Source organism: Streptomyces sp. AHU1, from assembly GCF_045343905.1.
Taxonomy (GTDB): Bacteria; Actinomycetota; Actinomycetes; order Streptomycetales; family Streptomycetaceae; genus Streptomyces; species Streptomyces triticiradicis.
In genome coordinates this window covers 87,261-102,980 of sequence record NZ_CP174284.1, presented here as the reverse complement: position 1 = coordinate 102,980, position 15,720 = coordinate 87,261, and the positions used below count along the sequence as shown (strand labels likewise).

Annotated in this window: 13 protein-coding genes and 5 pseudogenes; 8 read left to right on the top strand and 10 right to left on the bottom strand. The window is 63.7% G+C overall.

The window, feature by feature from the left end; genetic code table 11:
* Positions 1 to 44 precede the first annotated feature (44 nt).
* Together ACICHK_RS41630 and ACICHK_RS41625 are read right to left on the bottom strand one after the other, a co-directional pair.
* Positions 45 to 253 (bottom strand): annotated as a pseudogene (locus tag ACICHK_RS41630) (transposase); the annotation flags it as partial.
* 538 nt (positions 254 to 791) lie between these two features.
* Positions 792 to 1,616, bottom strand: coding sequence for a methyltransferase domain-containing protein (locus ACICHK_RS41625; protein WP_406841519.1), 825 nt, complete (start codon positions 1,614 to 1,616; stop codon positions 792 to 794).
* 301 nt (positions 1,617 to 1,917) lie between these two features.
* Here ACICHK_RS41625 and ACICHK_RS41620 point away from each other — a divergent pair.
* Positions 1,918 to 2,774 (top strand): IS5 family transposase gene (locus ACICHK_RS41620; protein ID WP_406841518.1). Its coding sequence is split into 2 segments (ribosomal slippage): positions 1,918 to 2,235 and positions 2,238 to 2,774, totalling 855 coding nucleotides; the frame shifts between segments, so codons are not numbered across the junction.
* Positions 2,775 to 2,783: 9 nt separating this feature from the next.
* Positions 2,784 to 3,155, top strand: coding sequence for a hypothetical protein (locus tag ACICHK_RS41615; RefSeq protein ID WP_406841517.1), 372 nt, complete (start codon positions 2,784 to 2,786; stop codon positions 3,153 to 3,155).
* A 2-nt stretch (positions 3,156 to 3,157) separates the two neighbouring features.
* Here the strand turns inward: ACICHK_RS41615 and ACICHK_RS41610 are convergent.
* Both ACICHK_RS41610 and ACICHK_RS41605 read right to left on the bottom strand, forming a co-directional pair.
* A pseudogene (locus ACICHK_RS41610) lies at positions 3,158 to 3,445 on the bottom strand (transposase family protein); the annotation flags it as partial.
* Between the two features lie 108 nt (positions 3,446 to 3,553).
* A pseudogene (locus ACICHK_RS41605) lies at positions 3,554 to 4,024 on the bottom strand (IS5 family transposase); the annotation flags it as partial.
* Between the two features lie 653 nt (positions 4,025 to 4,677).
* Between ACICHK_RS41605 and ACICHK_RS41600 the strand changes: the two are divergent.
* From ACICHK_RS41600 to ACICHK_RS41585, 4 genes are read left to right on the top strand one after another with little or no spacing between them, the layout of a single operon-like run.
* Positions 4,678 to 5,226, top strand: coding sequence for a dihydrofolate reductase family protein (locus ACICHK_RS41600; protein ID WP_406841516.1), 549 nt, complete (start codon positions 4,678 to 4,680; stop codon positions 5,224 to 5,226).
* Between the two features lie 50 nt (positions 5,227 to 5,276).
* Positions 5,277 to 5,621: a DUF1801 domain-containing protein gene (locus ACICHK_RS41595; protein ID WP_406841515.1), complete on the top strand. Its 345-nt coding sequence runs from the start codon at positions 5,277 to 5,279 to the stop codon at positions 5,619 to 5,621.
* Between the two features lie 24 nt (positions 5,622 to 5,645).
* On the top strand, positions 5,646 to 6,074 hold the full coding sequence (locus ACICHK_RS41590) for a YciI family protein (protein ID WP_406841514.1): 429 nt from the start codon (positions 5,646 to 5,648) through the stop codon (positions 6,072 to 6,074).
* A gap of 2 nt (positions 6,075 to 6,076) precedes the next feature.
* Positions 6,077 to 7,336, top strand: coding sequence for an RNA polymerase sigma factor (locus ACICHK_RS41585; protein ID WP_406841513.1), 1,260 nt, complete (start codon positions 6,077 to 6,079; stop codon positions 7,334 to 7,336).
* Between the two features lie 227 nt (positions 7,337 to 7,563).
* On the opposite strand, the gene ACICHK_RS41580 is transcribed toward ACICHK_RS41585, so the two are convergent.
* The 3 genes and pseudogenes from ACICHK_RS41580 to ACICHK_RS41570 form a co-directional block, all read right to left on the bottom strand.
* Positions 7,564 to 8,103: a transposase gene (locus tag ACICHK_RS41580; RefSeq protein ID WP_406841906.1), complete on the bottom strand. Its 540-nt coding sequence runs from the start codon at positions 8,101 to 8,103 to the stop codon at positions 7,564 to 7,566.
* Positions 8,100 to 8,568 (bottom strand): annotated as a pseudogene (locus tag ACICHK_RS41575) (winged helix-turn-helix domain-containing protein). Before ACICHK_RS41575 ends, ACICHK_RS41580 begins: the two are co-directional and overlap by 4 nt.
* Before the next feature lie 620 nt (positions 8,569 to 9,188).
* Positions 9,189 to 11,525: a nitric-oxide reductase large subunit gene (locus tag ACICHK_RS41570; RefSeq protein ID WP_406841905.1), complete on the bottom strand. Its 2,337-nt coding sequence runs from the start codon at positions 11,523 to 11,525 to the stop codon at positions 9,189 to 9,191.
* A 375-nt stretch (positions 11,526 to 11,900) separates the two neighbouring features.
* On the opposite strand from ACICHK_RS41570, the pseudogene ACICHK_RS41565 reads away from it, so the two are divergent.
* A pseudogene (locus tag ACICHK_RS41565) lies at positions 11,901 to 12,092 on the top strand (transposase); the annotation flags it as partial.
* Positions 12,093 to 12,125: 33 nt separating this feature from the next.
* The gene (locus ACICHK_RS41560; protein ID WP_406841512.1) at positions 12,126 to 13,751 is read left to right on the top strand and encodes an ISL3 family transposase; all 1,626 of its coding nucleotides are present in this window, start codon (positions 12,126 to 12,128) and stop codon (positions 13,749 to 13,751) included.
* Position 13,752: 1 nt separating this feature from the next.
* Here ACICHK_RS41560 and ACICHK_RS41555 read toward each other — a convergent pair whose 3' ends face one another.
* The 3 genes from ACICHK_RS41555 to ACICHK_RS41545 all read right to left on the bottom strand — a co-directional run bounded on the left by ACICHK_RS41555 (position 13,753) and on the right by ACICHK_RS41545 (position 15,717).
* Entirely contained in the window at positions 13,753 to 14,175 is a 423-nt protein-coding gene (locus tag ACICHK_RS41555; RefSeq protein WP_406841511.1) for an SMI1/KNR4 family protein, read from the bottom strand.
* 193 nt (positions 14,176 to 14,368) lie between these two features.
* The gene (locus ACICHK_RS41550; protein ID WP_406841510.1) at positions 14,369 to 15,319 is read right to left on the bottom strand and encodes a hypothetical protein; all 951 of its coding nucleotides are present in this window, start codon (positions 15,317 to 15,319) and stop codon (positions 14,369 to 14,371) included.
* A gap of 2 nt (positions 15,320 to 15,321) precedes the next feature.
* Positions 15,322 to 15,717: an effector-associated constant component EACC1 gene (locus ACICHK_RS41545; protein ID WP_406841509.1), complete on the bottom strand. Its 396-nt coding sequence runs from the start codon at positions 15,715 to 15,717 to the stop codon at positions 15,322 to 15,324.
* Between the last annotated feature and the right edge of the window lie 3 nt (positions 15,718 to 15,720).

The window sequence follows — 15,720 nt, the reverse complement described above, 5'->3', positions numbered from 1 at the left end:
TCTCGGGACTGTCAAACGAGTCCTGTAACTGGGGTAGTTGAGCGTTACTGACGGGCCGCTGAGAGGCGTCCGCCGAAGGTGATGCCGAAGGCACGTTCAAGGCGCTCTTGCAGCGCATGGTCCAGCGGGCTTGGCCCTTGCCGGTGGGCTCCAGGGACATGTTCGCCATGTAGACGCACTTCAGGACGGCCTGCTCTTCAGGGAAGTGTCCGCGGGCCTTGACCGCCCGCCGGATGCGCGCGTTGACCGACTCGAACCTCTCCAGGGCGGCCTCTTTGGTTGCTGTAGCAGCCCGCTCTCATCGGTCATCTGCCGGCCTTCGGCCTGGGCCCGGTGCACCAACTCGTCGGTCAACTGGTCGTCCACAGCCTTCGCCGACACCACCTCTGCCGACCCGACAGACTTCGACTCGGGCACGTTCTCACTGGCCATCGATGCATCTTCCTTGATCGGGAGTTACACCGAACGTCTTGCAGTCCCTTGCTCGGCAAGCCGGGTGCGCACCGAGTTACGGGCGCACAGAGCACTCACGTGATCACCCGGAAGCGGCTGATCGACGACTGATCAGGCGACGGCTTGTGGACCATCAGGCGACGCCGTGTCCCGCTTGATGAATTTCAGGCGGTTCTTGAACCGGTGGCCAGGGCCGTAGACGAAAGTGACGTCGCAGTGGTGGAGGATGCAGGATGGCAGCGGAGCAACTCATCGCCGGTCAACGACCTGGCCCACTCACTCAAGGTCTTGTTCGAGGTCAAAATCATGGAGGCCAGCTCTAAGCGCTTACAGGCCCGTCAGAGCCGTGTGCGGCGGGCAACGATGGAGACCGCAGCCAGGGAATCCTTGTGCCGCGTCAGAACGCGGCGCATCTCCAGCACACGCGAGCGGGCGTCAGGCTGTGTTGCGACGTTGCGCACGAAGCGCAAGGTCCCTGACAGTCCCTCATCAGCAACCATGCGGCGAGGTTGAAGCAGGGTCATAGGCGCGGTGTCAACAGACTCCACGGTGAGCCCTGCATCCGACAGCAGTTCCCTCCACTCTTTGATCATCAGTGGCCTGGCGTTGACCTTCATTGCCCGTGCCAAGGAGGTGCGAATGTCTGTGACGATGACGTCTGCGACATTGTCAGGGACCAGAGCGAGTTCGTGAATGGCATAGCGGCCACCGCTCTTCAGCAGGCGTACTGCTTCGGCCACGATCCGCCGCTTGGTGGTGGCCGACTGCATGGTCAGGACTGCTTCACCCAGTACAACATCGGCAGTGTCAGCAGGTAGGCCGGTAGCACCGGCATCGGCGACCACGCAGGTACCCCCGGCCGCGATGGCTTTCCTGACCAAGGCTGCAGCCTGAGGATCGGCTTCAACTCCCGTGTAGGAGGCAGGCTTACGGCTCAAGATGCTGCGAGCGGTCAGCCCGAGCCCGGGGGCCAGTTCGACCACATGAGCTCCGGTCAGCTCTGCCCTGTCGAGGAGTTGCTCTGTCATCCGGGCGCCACCAGGACGCAGTACGCGCTTACCCAGACTTGCCAGCAGCCAGTGACCAGGCAGGGCTTCGGGACGGCGCCCGCCTGTGGGAAGCTCGGCGTTGAGGCCCTTGTCGGGCAGGTGGTCGGGTTCCATCGGTGCTCCTTGGGACTCATGCCGCACAAGTCTGTCCCTTGCGGACATTGACACCAGTGAAGGGCGATGTGCCCCATCCCTGCGGAGATGCGTCAGCATGGCTGGGCACGGGATCCCGACACGGAACGTATCACCGAGTGCTGGAAAGATCATTCTCCTTCAAGGCTTTGAACGCCAGCCGAAGAAGTCAAAGGGGAAGAGATTGTTCCCATTCTCTTCTTATAGCGGCTAACACAATGAGGTGGATCGCTCCTGGTTCCCGTGTCCAGGGCGAGAGTTGAGCGTTCGGTCCGTTGTGGGGATGTCGCCGTGGATCGTGTCGGATGAGCTGTGGGATCACCTGGAGCCGCTGCTGCCGCAGCGCGAGCGCAGGTTCCGGTATCCGGGCCGCAAGCCGTTGCCGGACAGGGAGGTGCTGTGCGGGATCCTGTACGTGCTGCACACCGGGATCCAGTGGGAGTACCTGCCGAAGGAGCTGGGCTTCGGCTCGGGCATGACCTGCTGGCGCAGGCTGCGGGACTGGAACCAGGCCGGCGTCTGGCAACGGCTGCACGAGGTCCTGCTGGCCGAGCTGAACGCGGCCTCCCGGCTGGACTGGTCCCGCTGCGTGGTCGACTCCTCCCACGTCAGAGCGCTAAAAGGGGGATCCGCACGGGCCCCTCGCCGGTCGACCGAGGCCAGGCCGGCTCGAAGCACCATCGGATCACCGACGGGCACGGCACCCCGCTCGCGGTCCTGCTGACCGGCGGCAACCGCAACGACGTTACCCAGCTCCTGCCCCTGCTCGACGCGATCCCACCGGTCCGTGGCCGGGTCGGCCGGCCCCGCCACAGGCCAGACTCGCTGTTCGCCGACCGCGGCTACGACCACGACATCTACCGCGACCAGGTCCGTGCCCGCAGCATCGTGCCCGCGATCGCCCGCCGTGGCACCCGGCACGGCACCGGACTGGGCACCTACCGCTGGGTGGTCGAGCGAAGTTTTGCGTGGCTGCACGGCTTCCGACGTCTGCGCATCCGATGGGAACGGCGAACCGACATCCACGAAGCGTTCCTCAAACTCGCCTACTGCCTCATCACCCACCGACAACTCGGCTCACTGAGCCCATTCCAACTTCCGGCGGCAGCCGATCGTCGCTGTGTCACGGACATCTGGTAGACCCTGGCTATGACGTTCTTGGTGGTGGTCGAGGGCGATGCGGGCGGATGGTGCGTCGATCGGGATGCGCTGACAGACGCGATCCGTGCCCGGTGGCCTGCGGTCGAGATCGACTCGATGCACCGCAGCGAAGCGCGCAGCATCACATGGGAGATTGAGACGGAGAACGGCCCGGGTGAGGCGTATCTGCACCAGGACGGTACCTGCCTGTGCATGGACGCCTGGCAGGAAGACGCCATCTGGTTGGCGATCGTCTTCCGCAGGCTGACACCCATGGGCCTCGACCTGGTGTTCTGCGATGAGGGCTACACCTTCGACGTTTGTCTGCGGGCCGGGACTACCGAGGCCGAATTGGCGGACTTGGTGAATGCTGCGGGTTGATTTCAGCCCGTGGCAGCGAGCTGGATGACCAGGACGGCTTGGACAAGGCTGGTGATCCGGGTCGTCGAGCAGCGGAGTTTGCGGAGGAGGCGCCAGGACTTGAGGGTGGCGATGGCCTGCTCGACCAGTGCGCGGATCTTCGCATGGGACCGGTTGACGGCCTGCTAACCGGTGGAGAGGCTGTCCCATCGGCCGCGGTAAGGCAGACGGACCGTGGCGCCTGCACCCTGGTAACCCTTGTCTGCCCAGCAGGTGATGCCAGCCTCGGTGAGTGCCTTGAGGATGCCGTACTGCCCGACTGGCACGTGAGGTTGGAAAGGACTCAGGGGCTCGAACCCCTTCGCCCGAGGCCGCTGCACCACCTCGACATCGATGCCGAGTCCGGCGCTGTGGTTGGGGATGCTGGTCTGGTAGCCGCCGTCGGCCCACACCTTGGTCACGCCGGGATGGGCGGCGGCCAGGTCGTTGAGGAGGAGCTTGCCGCCTGCGGTGTCGTGCACGTTCGCGGCGGTGATGAGGACGGCCAGGACCAGGCCGAGCGTGTCAGTGATCAGGTGCCGTTTGCGTCCTTTGATCTTCTTGCCGGCGTCGATGCTCTGGCTGGTCTCGGCCACGTTTGCCGAGGTTTTCGCGCTCTGCGCGTCGATCACGGCGGCGGTTGGCTCCGCGTTGCGGCCGTGGGAGCGTCGGGTCCGTTCACGCAACAGGTCGTGGACCCGCTGGGTCGTGCCGTCCGCTTCCCGCTTCGCGTAGTAGTCATAGACGGTCTTGTGCGGCGGGAAGTCGTGCTGCAGGTGCTCCCAGGGAATACCGGTGCGGTTGACGTAGAGGATCGCGTTGACGATCTCTCGTAGGTCGTGGACGCGGGCCGTCGTGCCGGGGCCGGTCCGGCCAGCTCGCTAAGCCGTGAAGACCGGCTCGATCAAGGCCCAGCGGGCGTCGGAGACATCACTGCGGTACGGGCGACGAGCGTTCACGCCTCGCTCAACGACAGCTATTCCCGACAGTCACAAAAACATCCCTAACTACCAACTACCTAGATCAGATGCTCTCAAGGCTGCGGGCTTACTAACGCCGAACCCCAGCAGGCGTCGTGCACTCCCGTGACACGCTACTCCGGACCCCGCGGCTGCCACGATCCACCTCCACTGTCGCGGCCACCGACAGTCGGTCAGCGCAGCGGCAACTTCTGACTTTTTGCGATCGGTGACCGGCAGGCGACAGTCACACCGATTGTCGCTATGCCCCGTAACCTCTGCGCAGGGCCATCCATCGTCGTTTATATCGCCTGCTCTTTGCCAGCCTGCAACCAGACGACCCTACGTCTCACTGTGAGACAGCGGCGGCGGTGCTTCCAGCGGCTGCAGGCTTGGTCGCGATCGACTCTGTGCAGTGCCGCTGGTCGGCGACAGTGTGATTGCCGCGAATCTTCTTTCATGCGGATGTCGAAATCGCGGCTCCTCGTTCGAAGACCAGGTGTCAGGGCCGCGAGGCCCGATCATTTCGTCACAGGAGGACTGCCATGCGCAGGATCATCGCTTCGACCTACGCGACGCTCGACGGCTACATCGACAACCCGCACGAGTGGTCGCTCCGTTTCAACGACGAGGGGGCGCAGAAGTACTCCTTCGAGCTCACACTCGGTGCCGATGCGCTACTGCTTGGTCGCGTCACCTACGAGGGCATGGCGCAAGCATGGCCGAACATGGGCGGCAACCCGTTCGCCGACCACGTCAACTCAGTCGCCAAGTATGTCGTCGCCTCGGAGCCTGTCGACGTCGCCCTGTGGGGGCCAGCGACCGTGGTCCCGGGGGGCGAGTTGGTCGAGGCAGTGGACCGACTCAAGCAGCAGGACGGCGCAGACATCCTCATCTGGGGGAGTGGCCGGCTCACCGATGAGCTTGCCGCAGCTGGTCTGCTCGATGAGTACCGCATCTGGATCTACCCGGTGATCAAGGGCCACGGTCAGCCGCTCTTCCGGCCGGAGAGCACCGGTCCGGTTCAGCTCACCGCAACGGTGACCTTCGACTCCGGCGTCGTGGTGCTCACCTATCGCCCGTCGGCGTCCTGATCAACGAGACACCACCTTTGATCGATCGCCCACTCACCCCGGAGCACAGGATGAACGACAACGTAAGCGACTACATCGGGAAGACAAAGCACTGGCAGGCGGAGGTGTGTACCAGGCTGCGCGAGATGGTGCACCGCACCATTCCCGGGGTCGAAGAGGCGCTCCAGTACGGGAAGCCCCACTTCCTCCGCGACGGCCGTCACTCAGCGGTGATCCATGTTGCCAGGGATAAAGTCTCGTTCATGGTGCTCGACGCGGCCGGCGTCGAGGCCGTGCCAGGGCTGCTTCGGCCGCTCGGCAACGGTGAGCGCAAGGCCGTCGATATCCGTGAAGGCGACGAGGTCGATTACGACTTCATCTCCGACATTCTGCGCCGTACCAGCGGCGCTCATTAACCAATAACGAAAGGGAACGACAGCGTGCGCGTCATGGTGATGACAAAAGGGACCGGCGCCGACGAGGGCAAGGGCCAGCTGTCCCAGGAGATGTTCGAGAGAATGCAGACCTACAACGAGCAGCTCGTTAAGGCTGGCATCCTGCTCGCCGGAGAAGGACTGAAGCCCAGCAGCGCCGGGGCCCAGGTCGTCTTCGCGGCCGGAGGAACCTCTGTGGTCGACGGGCCCTTCACGGAGTCGAAAGAGATCATCGCCGGATACTGGATCTGGGAGGTCAGCTCCCTCGCGGAAGCCGTTGAGTGGGCCAAGCGGTGCCCCTTCGACTCCCGCTACGGTGCAACACAGAGTCTCGAGATCAGGCCGCTCTTCGACATGGCGGACTTCGCTGAGGTCGTCGACACCGAGACCCTCGGAAAGGCCCAGCGGCTTCACGAGCGGGCCGAAGACGCCTGATCATGGAAATCCGCCAGTCGATCGAGGCGCTGTGGCGCATCGAGTCGCCACGGATCATCGCCACGCTCGCCCGGCAGATCGGGGATGTCGGAGTAGCGGAGGACCGCACCTCCGAGACGTTCGTAGCCGCCCTCGAACAGTGGCCGCGTGATGGCATTCCTCCGCAGCCGGGCGCGTGGCTGATGTCCACCGCCCGGCACAAGGCGATCGACCGTGCCCGACGCGAGGAAATTGGTCGGCACAAGACTGCGCTGGCAGGCGCAGACCTGGACGACAGGGTCCCGGACATTGCCAAGCAAGCGCTCGACCCGATTCCCGACGACTTGCTCACGCTGATCTTCATTGCCTGTCACCCGGTCCTCGCGCCGGAGTCCCGTGTGGCGCTCACTCTGCGCCTGGTCGGCGCTCTCACGACCGACGAGGTCGCCCGCGCTTTCCTTGTTCCCTCCGCCACGCTCGGCCAACGCATCTCTCGGGCGAAGCGCACGCTGTCGGAAGCGAAAGTTCCCTTCGAACCCCCGCCGGCGGACCAGCTGCCGGCCCGGGTCAGCGCAGTGCTCGAAGTCGTCTACCTCGTCTTCGGTGAGGGCTACGCGGCTACGTCGGGCGAGACCTGGGTACGACGAGACCTGGCTCGGGAAGCGATGCGGCTCGGACGGATCCTCGCCGGACTGCTACCCCGCGAACCCGAGGTTTTCGGGCTGGTCGCGCTCATGGAGCTGCAGGCTTCCCGTTTCTCCACCCGCGTAGACGCGAACGGCGCACCAGTGCTGCTAGAACACCAGGACCGGACACGCTGGGACCGGACACTCATCACTCACGGTCTCGCCATGCTTGACCGGGCGACTGGTCTTGGCCGCCCGCTCGGGCCATACACAATTCAGGCCGCTATCGCCGCGTACCACGCCCGGGCAGCCACCTTTGCCGACACCGACTGGTCCGCCATCATCGCTCTCTACGACGCCCTCGCCCAACTCGCCCCGTCCCCCGTGGTAGAGCTCAACCGGGCGGTAGCGCTGTTCTACAGCGACGGGCCGGAAGCAGCGCTGGCGGCAACCGACCCGCTCCTGGAAGACCGAAGGCTGGCCCGGTACCACCTACTTGGCGCGGTCCGCGGCGATCTCCTGCTCCGCCTCGGCCGGAACACCGAGGCAGCCGAGGAACTTGAGCGCGCGGCCGAGCTCGCGCCCACCCGACATGAGCGACTGCTTCTCCTCGAGCGGATGTCTCAAGCGCTTGCCGAACCTCCATCTGCTCGATGACGCGGTTTCTATGACAAACCTTCACCAGGGCCAAGCGCACACTCTGTCGATCTAGGTCCTGTGTGATGTTGTGATCAGCCTGGGGTTTCAGGCGATCGTCGATCCAGATCTTTGCTGCGCGGAGGTGGAGGCCGGAGAGGTAGCTCTCGGGTGACTTGCCGTAGCACGTGGCGATCCCTCGCCAGGCCTTCAGCTTGTTGATTACTGACTTTGAAAGCGTGATGTCGTCATGGTGGGGGGAGCACGAGCCTAGTTCCGGTGAGGCAGCCGTCGAGGACGTCGTGGCGGTACTGGAGCTGACGTAACCCCCGTCGGACGGCGGCGATCAGGTCGTGCGGGTCAGCGAAAGCACGGTTGGCCATGGTGGGCCGCAGTGCCGACCAGATGCTCTCGACCGGGTTGAGGTCCGTTGCGTAGGACGGGAGTTGGTGGGCGGTGAGCCGGTCCCGTCCGGCGATGTAGCGGCGCATCCCAGCTGTCAGGTGGGTGTTCAAGTTGTCCCAGATCGGCACGCTCGAACCGCGGAGTTGCTGGTGTGCGGTCTGGATCAGGTCGCGGTAGTCCTTCCAGGAGAAGCTCTTGCATCCGTCGGGCCGGGTGTTTGGGCAGGGCCGGTAGATCAGCCGCGAGCGTTCGCCGGGTTTGTGGCAGGTCAGGGCGGCCATCGACAAGCGGCGGCGGGAAAAGCGGCGGCGGGAACGGCCCCGCACCCGCACAACGGGACTGTGGCCGCGGCGGGACCAGGTCCGGGTGGTCGGCGGCGTCATCGAGAAACCCGCCTCGTGCTCGAAGACGAGCCAGGCACCGAGCGCCGCCACGGCCCTTCCACCTGGGGCCAGGTCTCTTTCACCCAGCCGGCCACCGCCGCCTCGTCCCGCTCCACCGCCCGGCACCTGACAGCTTCAGCCGTGCCGCTTGAGCAGCGCGGCAACGCTCTGCACGGTATAGCTCTTGTGGAACCGGCGCCCGATGAGCGTCTTGATCCGTGACAGGGTCCAGGTCTGGTCCGGCCAGCCATGTGCTACCGGTCCCTTGACCAGCTCCTGCTCCAGCACAGCGAACAGCTCGTCACTGAGCAGCGGCAAGGACGCAGGCCCCTTCGAGGTCAGGGCTCTCGGTCCGTCCTGAGCCCAGGTCTTGCGCCAGCGCTGTACCGACCGGACGCTGACCCGCAGATCGTGCGCGATGGCCTCGTTCTCGTCGCCCTGGGCGAACCGCTCGGCCGCCTCCATCCTCAACTTCTCGCGGAAGGCCCGCCGCTCGTCGGTCAGCCCGCCCCCTTGCGCATACCTCATGCAGTCGGCATAGCGCAGGGATCAAGGACCGTCAGCTCCTGCCGACACCACGCTTTGAAGCTCAGTAGCCGCTACAAGCTTCGGGCGCACGTCTCTGATCGGCAATCAGGTGGTGCGGGAATTTAGCGTGGGCACCACCTGATTGCGCTGCCCTCATTTAATCATGCGGTCCGAAGGACTCCTCTTCGCAGTCCATATGCGACGGAGCCGGGGAATGAACTGATGGAGCAGAAAGACCGTCAGTACCAGATGAGCCAGGACGGCTCCAGACAATACTGAAGTCTCTACTGGGCGGTGGTTGCGGGCTATTTCGGCGAGACCAAGAAATACCGCGACGACACTTACAAAGGCAGAGATCACATGATGAAACCGGTGAGCTTCTGAGTGCGGCCAGTCCAGCTCCTCGTCTGGAGAAGGGGCCTCTCGTACCGCGCGTCGATGTCCCGCGAAAAGCCGGGAAGACCAGGCGCTTGTGGGCTGTCGACCGTAGTTGACCAACAACGCTGACACGCCGAGTAGCGCCATCAGGTACCACAGGACGAAAACTGCCTCGTTGCTCATCCCAAGGCCGCCTCGCCCGAGGTGTTCGTGCTTTCAATTACCTCCGTGAACAGTAGGTCATTTTCAGGGAGATCCTTCAGACTGAGAGAAGGCCTTTCGGAGTTCCGGTATCGGACACCGAGCCAAGTCATCCACAGAACGGGCAAGATACCGCCGACGATGAACAGCACGTCACCGGGCAACCGCAGCCACTCAAGGAATCCGTTGGTCCCGTGCTGAATGTAGCCAAGGCTTCGTGCGTCGGCATAACCGTCATTGACCACCTTGTAAAGTTGCAGGACGCCACTGGGAAGAAGAGTGGCAAAGCTCATCCAAGCCAGTCCGAGATTGAGGGACCAGAAGGCGACTCGAGGCCACCGGTCTGTCCAGTGCGCTTCCGGCACCAGGTAGCGGAGGGCGAAGAAGGCAAATCCGATGGCGAGCATGCCGTACACCCCCATCATCGAGGTGTGCGCATGGTTGGCGGTGAGACCAGTTCCCATTTCATAGTATGAAACGATTGGCAGGTTGATCAGGAAGCCGAATACGCCTGCCCCCAGGAAGTTCCAGAAACCGACGGCCACCAGAAACATGACAGCCCAGCGATGAGGGAACGGGGTTGCGGATCTGCCATGCCGGCGCGAACCCAGCTGAAGAAAGCTCCAAGCTTCCACAGTAAGGAACAGCAGTGGAACTACCTCAAGTGCAGAGAATGTTGCGCCCAGAGCCAAATGTTCCGCAGGCTCGCCTGAGAAGTAGAGATGGTGCATGGTGCCAATAATTCCGCCAGCGCTGTACAGCACGACGTCTAGAAAAATTACCGTCAGCGCTACTCTTTCCCGTACGACACCAAGGAGCACGAAGAGGTAGGCCACCGTAACCGTGGTGAATAGCTCCAAGAAGTCTTCAACCCACAAATGGACAACAATGAAGCGCCAGAAATCGGCCGCAGTATATTCGGTGCTGGGTGTTGCAAGCAGGCCCACGGCATAGAACGCAGGGAGCGCCAGGGCCGCAAGAAAGAACAGCCAAGGCATATTTGCGGCACTCTCTGTGCGCAACCGCCGACGAAGTCCTCGGAAGAGAATGGCGACCCAGACTATGAGGCCCGCAACCAGGAGTACCTGCCAGAGTCGACCGAGGTTGAGATACTCCCAGCCTTGGTCGCCTAGAACACTCCACCATCCCTTGAACCAACCGCGCTCCCCAGCCAGCTCGCCTATCAAACTTCCGGAGACGACCACGACGAGTGCGCCGAGCAGTATTCGGGTAAGCAGATCCTGATTTCGCGGTTCCCAGCCACGGGAGATGAGGGGGGCGAGAAAGATTCCGATAGCCAAGAAGGAAGTCACTACCCAGAATATGGCGAGCTGCGTGTGCCAAGTGCGGCTCAGGTTGTACGGGAGGACTTGGTCGAGAGGAATTCCGAAGAAGCTGCCAAGGTCTGCTCTGTAATGTTGGGCTGCTGCACCCACGAGCGCCTGAACCAGGAAAAGAGCCGCCATAACCAGGAAGAACCAGGCGGTAGCGCGCTGTGCAGGTGTGAGGTTTACCGAGTCGGGGGCTCTAAATCGTATTTCTCCGCGGTCGCGTTGGTGCCATCCCAGAAAGTTCCAGCGACCAAATGCAGCGAAAAGTGCCCCCGCGCCTACCAGGAGGAAAACTAGCGAAAGGACACTCCATGTTACGGTGTGGGCCGTAGGTGAGTTGTCGACCAACGGTTCTGCCGGCCAGTTGTTTGTGTATGAGTATTTCTGGCCAGACCTGTCCGTCGCCGATGCCCAGGCGGACCATGCGAAGTAGGCGGTCAACTCATGGATTTCGGTGGCAGAGGTAACCGCTTTGGGGCGAAGTCCTTGCTCGCCGTTCGGCCGCCCTAGCAGCTCGGCGTAATGTTTGGTCAGCTTGATGAAGGCTGCTGACTGGGCATCGCTAAATACGAGGGTGCCAGTTTTCGCATTGTAGTTATTGGTGCGGAAGTCGGCCACGGTTTTGCTGCGAGCATCGTGATCGTGCTGGCTGCTGTAAGTCTGTTCCACTATTGTGGCGCTGCGGTGCAGATAGTCGGCGGTGAAGTCAGGTCCCAGATAGGCCCCATGGCCGAAGATGGATCCGTACTGCATGAGGCCATTGCGGAGAAACGCTTCCTGTCCATGCGTGACGTCGTCGCCAGTGAACAGTTCGTTCCCGTCAGTCGTGGTGACCTTCTCTGGGATTGGAGGCTCAGCTTGGTAGGTGCGGTATGCCAGGAAGCCGAGCACCAGAAAGCCGAACAACGTGACTAGGGCAGCTGCTTGGATCCAGCCTTTGCTGATCAGTCTGGGGCGCTTGGTTACAGCGGCGGCATCAGTTATCGGTTCCTTGTTGTTGAGGCCCGGATCTGATCCGGTTTCAGACGATTCGTTCAACGGTATGACTCTCCTTGTTGCTTGAAGGACGGCAGACTTAGGCCGAAGACGCAACTAATCGTAGGAATGCAGTGAACAGGCCGCTTCAGTCACCTGACTGAGCCTCTTTGATCCTGAATAGCTGCAGGTCAGCGGTGCGTTGAAGGCTTGGACGATGCAGTTGATGCGGTGGGTGGAGCGGCGTGCTTTGCGTGCGGTGCGCCAAGACTTGAGCAGGGCAACGGGGTCTGCTGCAGGTTTGGGTGACAGGTTGACCTGCCCCACCTCTGGGGTTCCAGTTCTGGTGGCTATCTGACAGTCCTTCACGGAAGGCCGGCAGTCATGCCTCGTCCCTGTCCTCCGGAGTTCCGGGCGCGTGCCGTCGCGCTGGTCCGTGCCGGCAAGCAGGCCAAACGGATTGCGGTGGAGCTCGGCATCCATCCCGTCACGTTGTCGAAGTGGTTGCGGCAGGACGACATCGACAACGGGCGGCCGGGAACGCCTGCGAGCGAGTCTGCGAAGTTGGCTCTGGCCGCAGTTCCGTGAATCCCCAGGTCAGCGAAGTGAGTGAGAGATCGTTTTGGCAGAGTATGTCCCGGCATCGCGATCGAGACGGTCGAGGCTGTGCTGTTTCCCGGGATCGATGTGCGAGTGGAGCGCGTCAGCGACTCCTCCGATGTCCTTGTGGTGGAGGTGGTGTCCACCGCTCGGCCGGACCGGTGCCCGGACTGCCGGAAACAGGCGAGACGCATACATAGCACATACCAACGAGCCCTGGATGAGAAGCCGTTGGGGCCTCGCCGCGTCATAGTTCGGTTACGGGTGCGCCGGTACTTCTGTGACCGGAAGAGCTGTTCTCGCACGACGTTCGTCGAGCAGGTGCCAGGGCTGTCCGCGCGCTATCGCCCTTCCAGCACCGGGCTTGCGGGTTGGCTGCGGTCGATCGCGATCGAGCTCGGTGGCCGCCCTGCCGCACGGCTGTGTCGCCGACTGCGGCTGACCGCGGGCCGAACCCGGCTGCTTATGCTGCTGACGGTGCCGGCGGTGCCGGACCGTGTCCTGCGGGCGCTGGGGGCGGACGAGTTCGCCTTTCGCAAGGGCTGCACCTACGGCACCGTGCTGGTCGACGTCGAGGTCGGCCGGGTCGTGGACGTGCTGCCCGACCGCACCTCGGAGACGTTCGCGGCCTGGCTCACCGAGCAGCCTGGAGCCGAGATCATCTGCCGGGACCGGGCCACCGCCTGCACCAAGGCCGTCAAGGAAGCCGCCCCTCACGCCCTCGAAGTGGCCGACCGGTGGCATCTGCTTCAGAACCTGACCGCCGCAGTGGAGAAGGCCTGCCATCAGCACCGCGACTGCCTGCGCAAACGCGCCGAGGAGGAGCCGGTGACCGAGGTGCCGGAGCCACCCCTGATGCAGTTACCACCTGCGGAACTGCCCCGCACCCAGATCATCGAACGCACCTGCCACCGCTACGAGGACGTCCACCGCCTGCTGGAGAGACGCTGGACGTCAGCGCCATCGCCCGCCGTCTCAACCTCGACCGCAAGACCGTGCGCCGCTTCCGCGACATCAACTTCGACAAGCTTGGCCTCCGCCCGCGAGCGCCGCCCAGGCGGCGTCCTGGAGCCGTTCAAGGCGTACCTCAACGCTCGCTTCAGCGAGGCCCAGGGCCAGGTCAGCGGCACCCAGCTCTTCCTGGAGATCCAGGCTCGCGGCTATCGCGGCAGCCGCCAGGTCGTCCGCAAACACCTCGTCGCCCTCCGCGCGGGCACCGCCGAACCGATCCGGGCGGACATCCCGAGCCCCCGGAAGATCACCTCGTGGATCATGCGGCCCCGGGAGACGCTCACCGACAGCCAGGACGAGCGACTCCTTCAAGTCCGGCTCGCCTGCCCCGACATCACCCGTGCCTGCGACCTCGCCCGGGCCTTCGCCGATCTGGTGCGTCACCAGCGCGGGTACCTGCTGCTGGAGTGGATCCGGCAGGCCGAACAGGACGCACCGAAGCCCATGAAAGGCTTCGCCGGCTCCCTCCGTCAGGACCTCGATGCAGTGACCGCCGGTTTGCCCCTGTCCTGGAGCTCTGGAGCCGTCGAGGGACGCGTCAACCGGGTGAAAACGATTAAGCGAGCCATGTACGGCCGGGCCTCGTTTCGCCTTCTGCGGATCCGGATCCTCACCCGGCCGTGATCTACAACCGATACCAGTCGTCCCCACTGACGCGCAGGGAACGGCCGAGGTAGTCACGCAGATTGTTTGCCACCCATCGGCGGCTGTCGGTCTCGTGCTCCCACACGAAGACGTCCGGACGCTGCGGCTTCTGCACGAGGGCGAACTGATCGCCACCTCCGTTGTCCCCGAAGAACATGAAGGCATCGAAAGGCATGTAGAGCTCGGCGAACGTCCGGTCGGACCAGAACTGGAGGTTCTGGTCGACGATCTGCTCCAAGGTCCAAACGGTGTCAACGTGGGTGCGGCCGATCACCCCGTTGCTCTCCAGGAGCAGCCTCTTGAGATCCGCTGGCACGGGCCGGCCCAGACGTCCTTCCGCTGAGACGATCTCGGAGGCATCGACCGGCTCCCGAAGCCCTGCGTCAGGGAAGGCTTCCAGCACTGACTCTCTCCACATGATCGCGAGCATAGTTACGCCCCAGGTTCAGATCGCATCAGCATGTATCAGTGGAATCGCCAACCGGCCGCTTCATGATCATTCACGGAACCACGGTCAGAACCAGTTTCAAGGTTTCGGCCGCGCTTCTGTGATGACTACGCCTGGGTGCGACTCCCGCGCTGAGCAAGGCAGCGTGTCAGGAACCGGGCTGTGGAGGCTCTCCACTTGCCTGGGGCAGGCCGATGCGGTAGGGCTTGAAAGCGGTGTCAGCGGCCTGAGCGTAGGGCTTGGTGGACATACGGGTGACCAGCTGCCACATGCGGCGTTCGTCTTCCAGGCTTTTGGGGAGGGCGAGTCCAAGCCCGTCGGCAAGGGGCTTGCGGCCCAGGTTGACCAGGGCCCGTACGGCTGCGGCCCATTCGTCCGTGGCGGCCACTGCGGCGTGGTACCAAGCTGGGGTCAGGACGATCAGGCTGACCCCAGTGATGACGAGCACTGGTCGGTGGGCGTGGGAGGAAGACAGCGAGGCAAACGCGGTGGCGGCTACGACCGCATGCCCGTACAGCAGGGCCACGAAAAAGTCGACGCTCGTGCGGGCGGTGACGACCTGCTTGGTGGTCGTCTCTGGGGCGGCGCTCGCCAGTTCGTTCCACAGCACCTGAGTGTCGAGGCGGTAGCGGTCGTATCCGTACTCCTCAAAGCGGCGGATGGCGTTGCCGAGCCGGGTCGGGGTGATTTGTTTGTCGCTCGCCGGATAGCGGTTGAATCTCTCTTGGAAGACGGCGCGTTGTATGGGCGACGTGAAGGTGGGGTCGGCGAGGCGGTCGGCTGTCCTTTGGCGCCGGGATCGCTGCACCCGGCAGCCTCGCTCGTATGCAGTAGTCGGCCACAGGGCGTACCCCTCCAGGACGCGGTAGAGGGGTGTCTGCAAGGCGTTCAGGACGAGTCCGAGCAGGACGGCGGCCACAAGCAGCAAGAGTCCGGTTGAGCCGTTGGATGCCGGCCACAGAGGATCCAGCACGGTGGGGCGGTGCAGGCTCGGGGCAACGGCGAGAGTGAAGATGGCAAGGTTGAGAGCTGTCGGCAAGATCCACCCCACCAGCAGTGCCCAACCGCCTCCGAGTACGCCTTTCGCGATGTCTCCCACGATTACCGGTCCGGTGTTTCCCGCGGCCAGTCATCATCTGGATCGAGCGGAGGCCCGGGAGGGGTGTGGCCATCTGGTGTGGCGATCGATTCGTCCCGCTGCTGACTCCCTGGTGCCGCCAAGATGCGGCTGAGCTCGACTGCATCGTCGGAACTCCCGGCTGTGAGGATCACCCGCTGGCCCGACGGACCCTCAATGGTGAGCTGGACGGATGCCCTCTGCATACGCAGCCAGGCTGTGATCGTCACAACCACCGAGGTGAGCGCCGGGGTTGAATCAACAGCCACCTTGATCTGCGGCGGCAGACCATGAAGGGTCGCGGGCGTCGGTGGATCTTGAATCACAGTGACGGGCCCGAGCGAGGGGTCGTTTCGGAGCCAGGCGGCCAGTTCAGCCACTTC

What these genes read in the sequence shown, in the direction of transcription:
- ACICHK_RS41625 (WP_406841519.1), bottom strand. Translation starts at nt 1,616, where the DNA reads ATGGAACCCGACCACCTGCCCGACAAGGGCCTCAACGCCGAGCTTCCC.
- ACICHK_RS41615 (WP_406841517.1), top strand. Translation starts at nt 2,784, where the DNA reads ATGACGTTCTTGGTGGTGGTCGAGGGCGATGCGGGCGGATGGTGCGTC.
- ACICHK_RS41600 (WP_406841516.1), top strand. Translation starts at nt 4,678, where the DNA reads ATGCGCAGGATCATCGCTTCGACCTACGCGACGCTCGACGGCTACATC.
- ACICHK_RS41595 (WP_406841515.1), top strand. Translation starts at nt 5,277, where the DNA reads ATGAACGACAACGTAAGCGACTACATCGGGAAGACAAAGCACTGGCAG.
- ACICHK_RS41585 (WP_406841513.1), top strand. Translation starts at nt 6,077, where the DNA reads ATGGAAATCCGCCAGTCGATCGAGGCGCTGTGGCGCATCGAGTCGCCA.
- ACICHK_RS41580 (WP_406841906.1), bottom strand. Translation starts at nt 8,103, where the DNA reads ATGACGCCGCCGACCACCCGGACCTGGTCCCGCCGCGGCCACAGTCCC.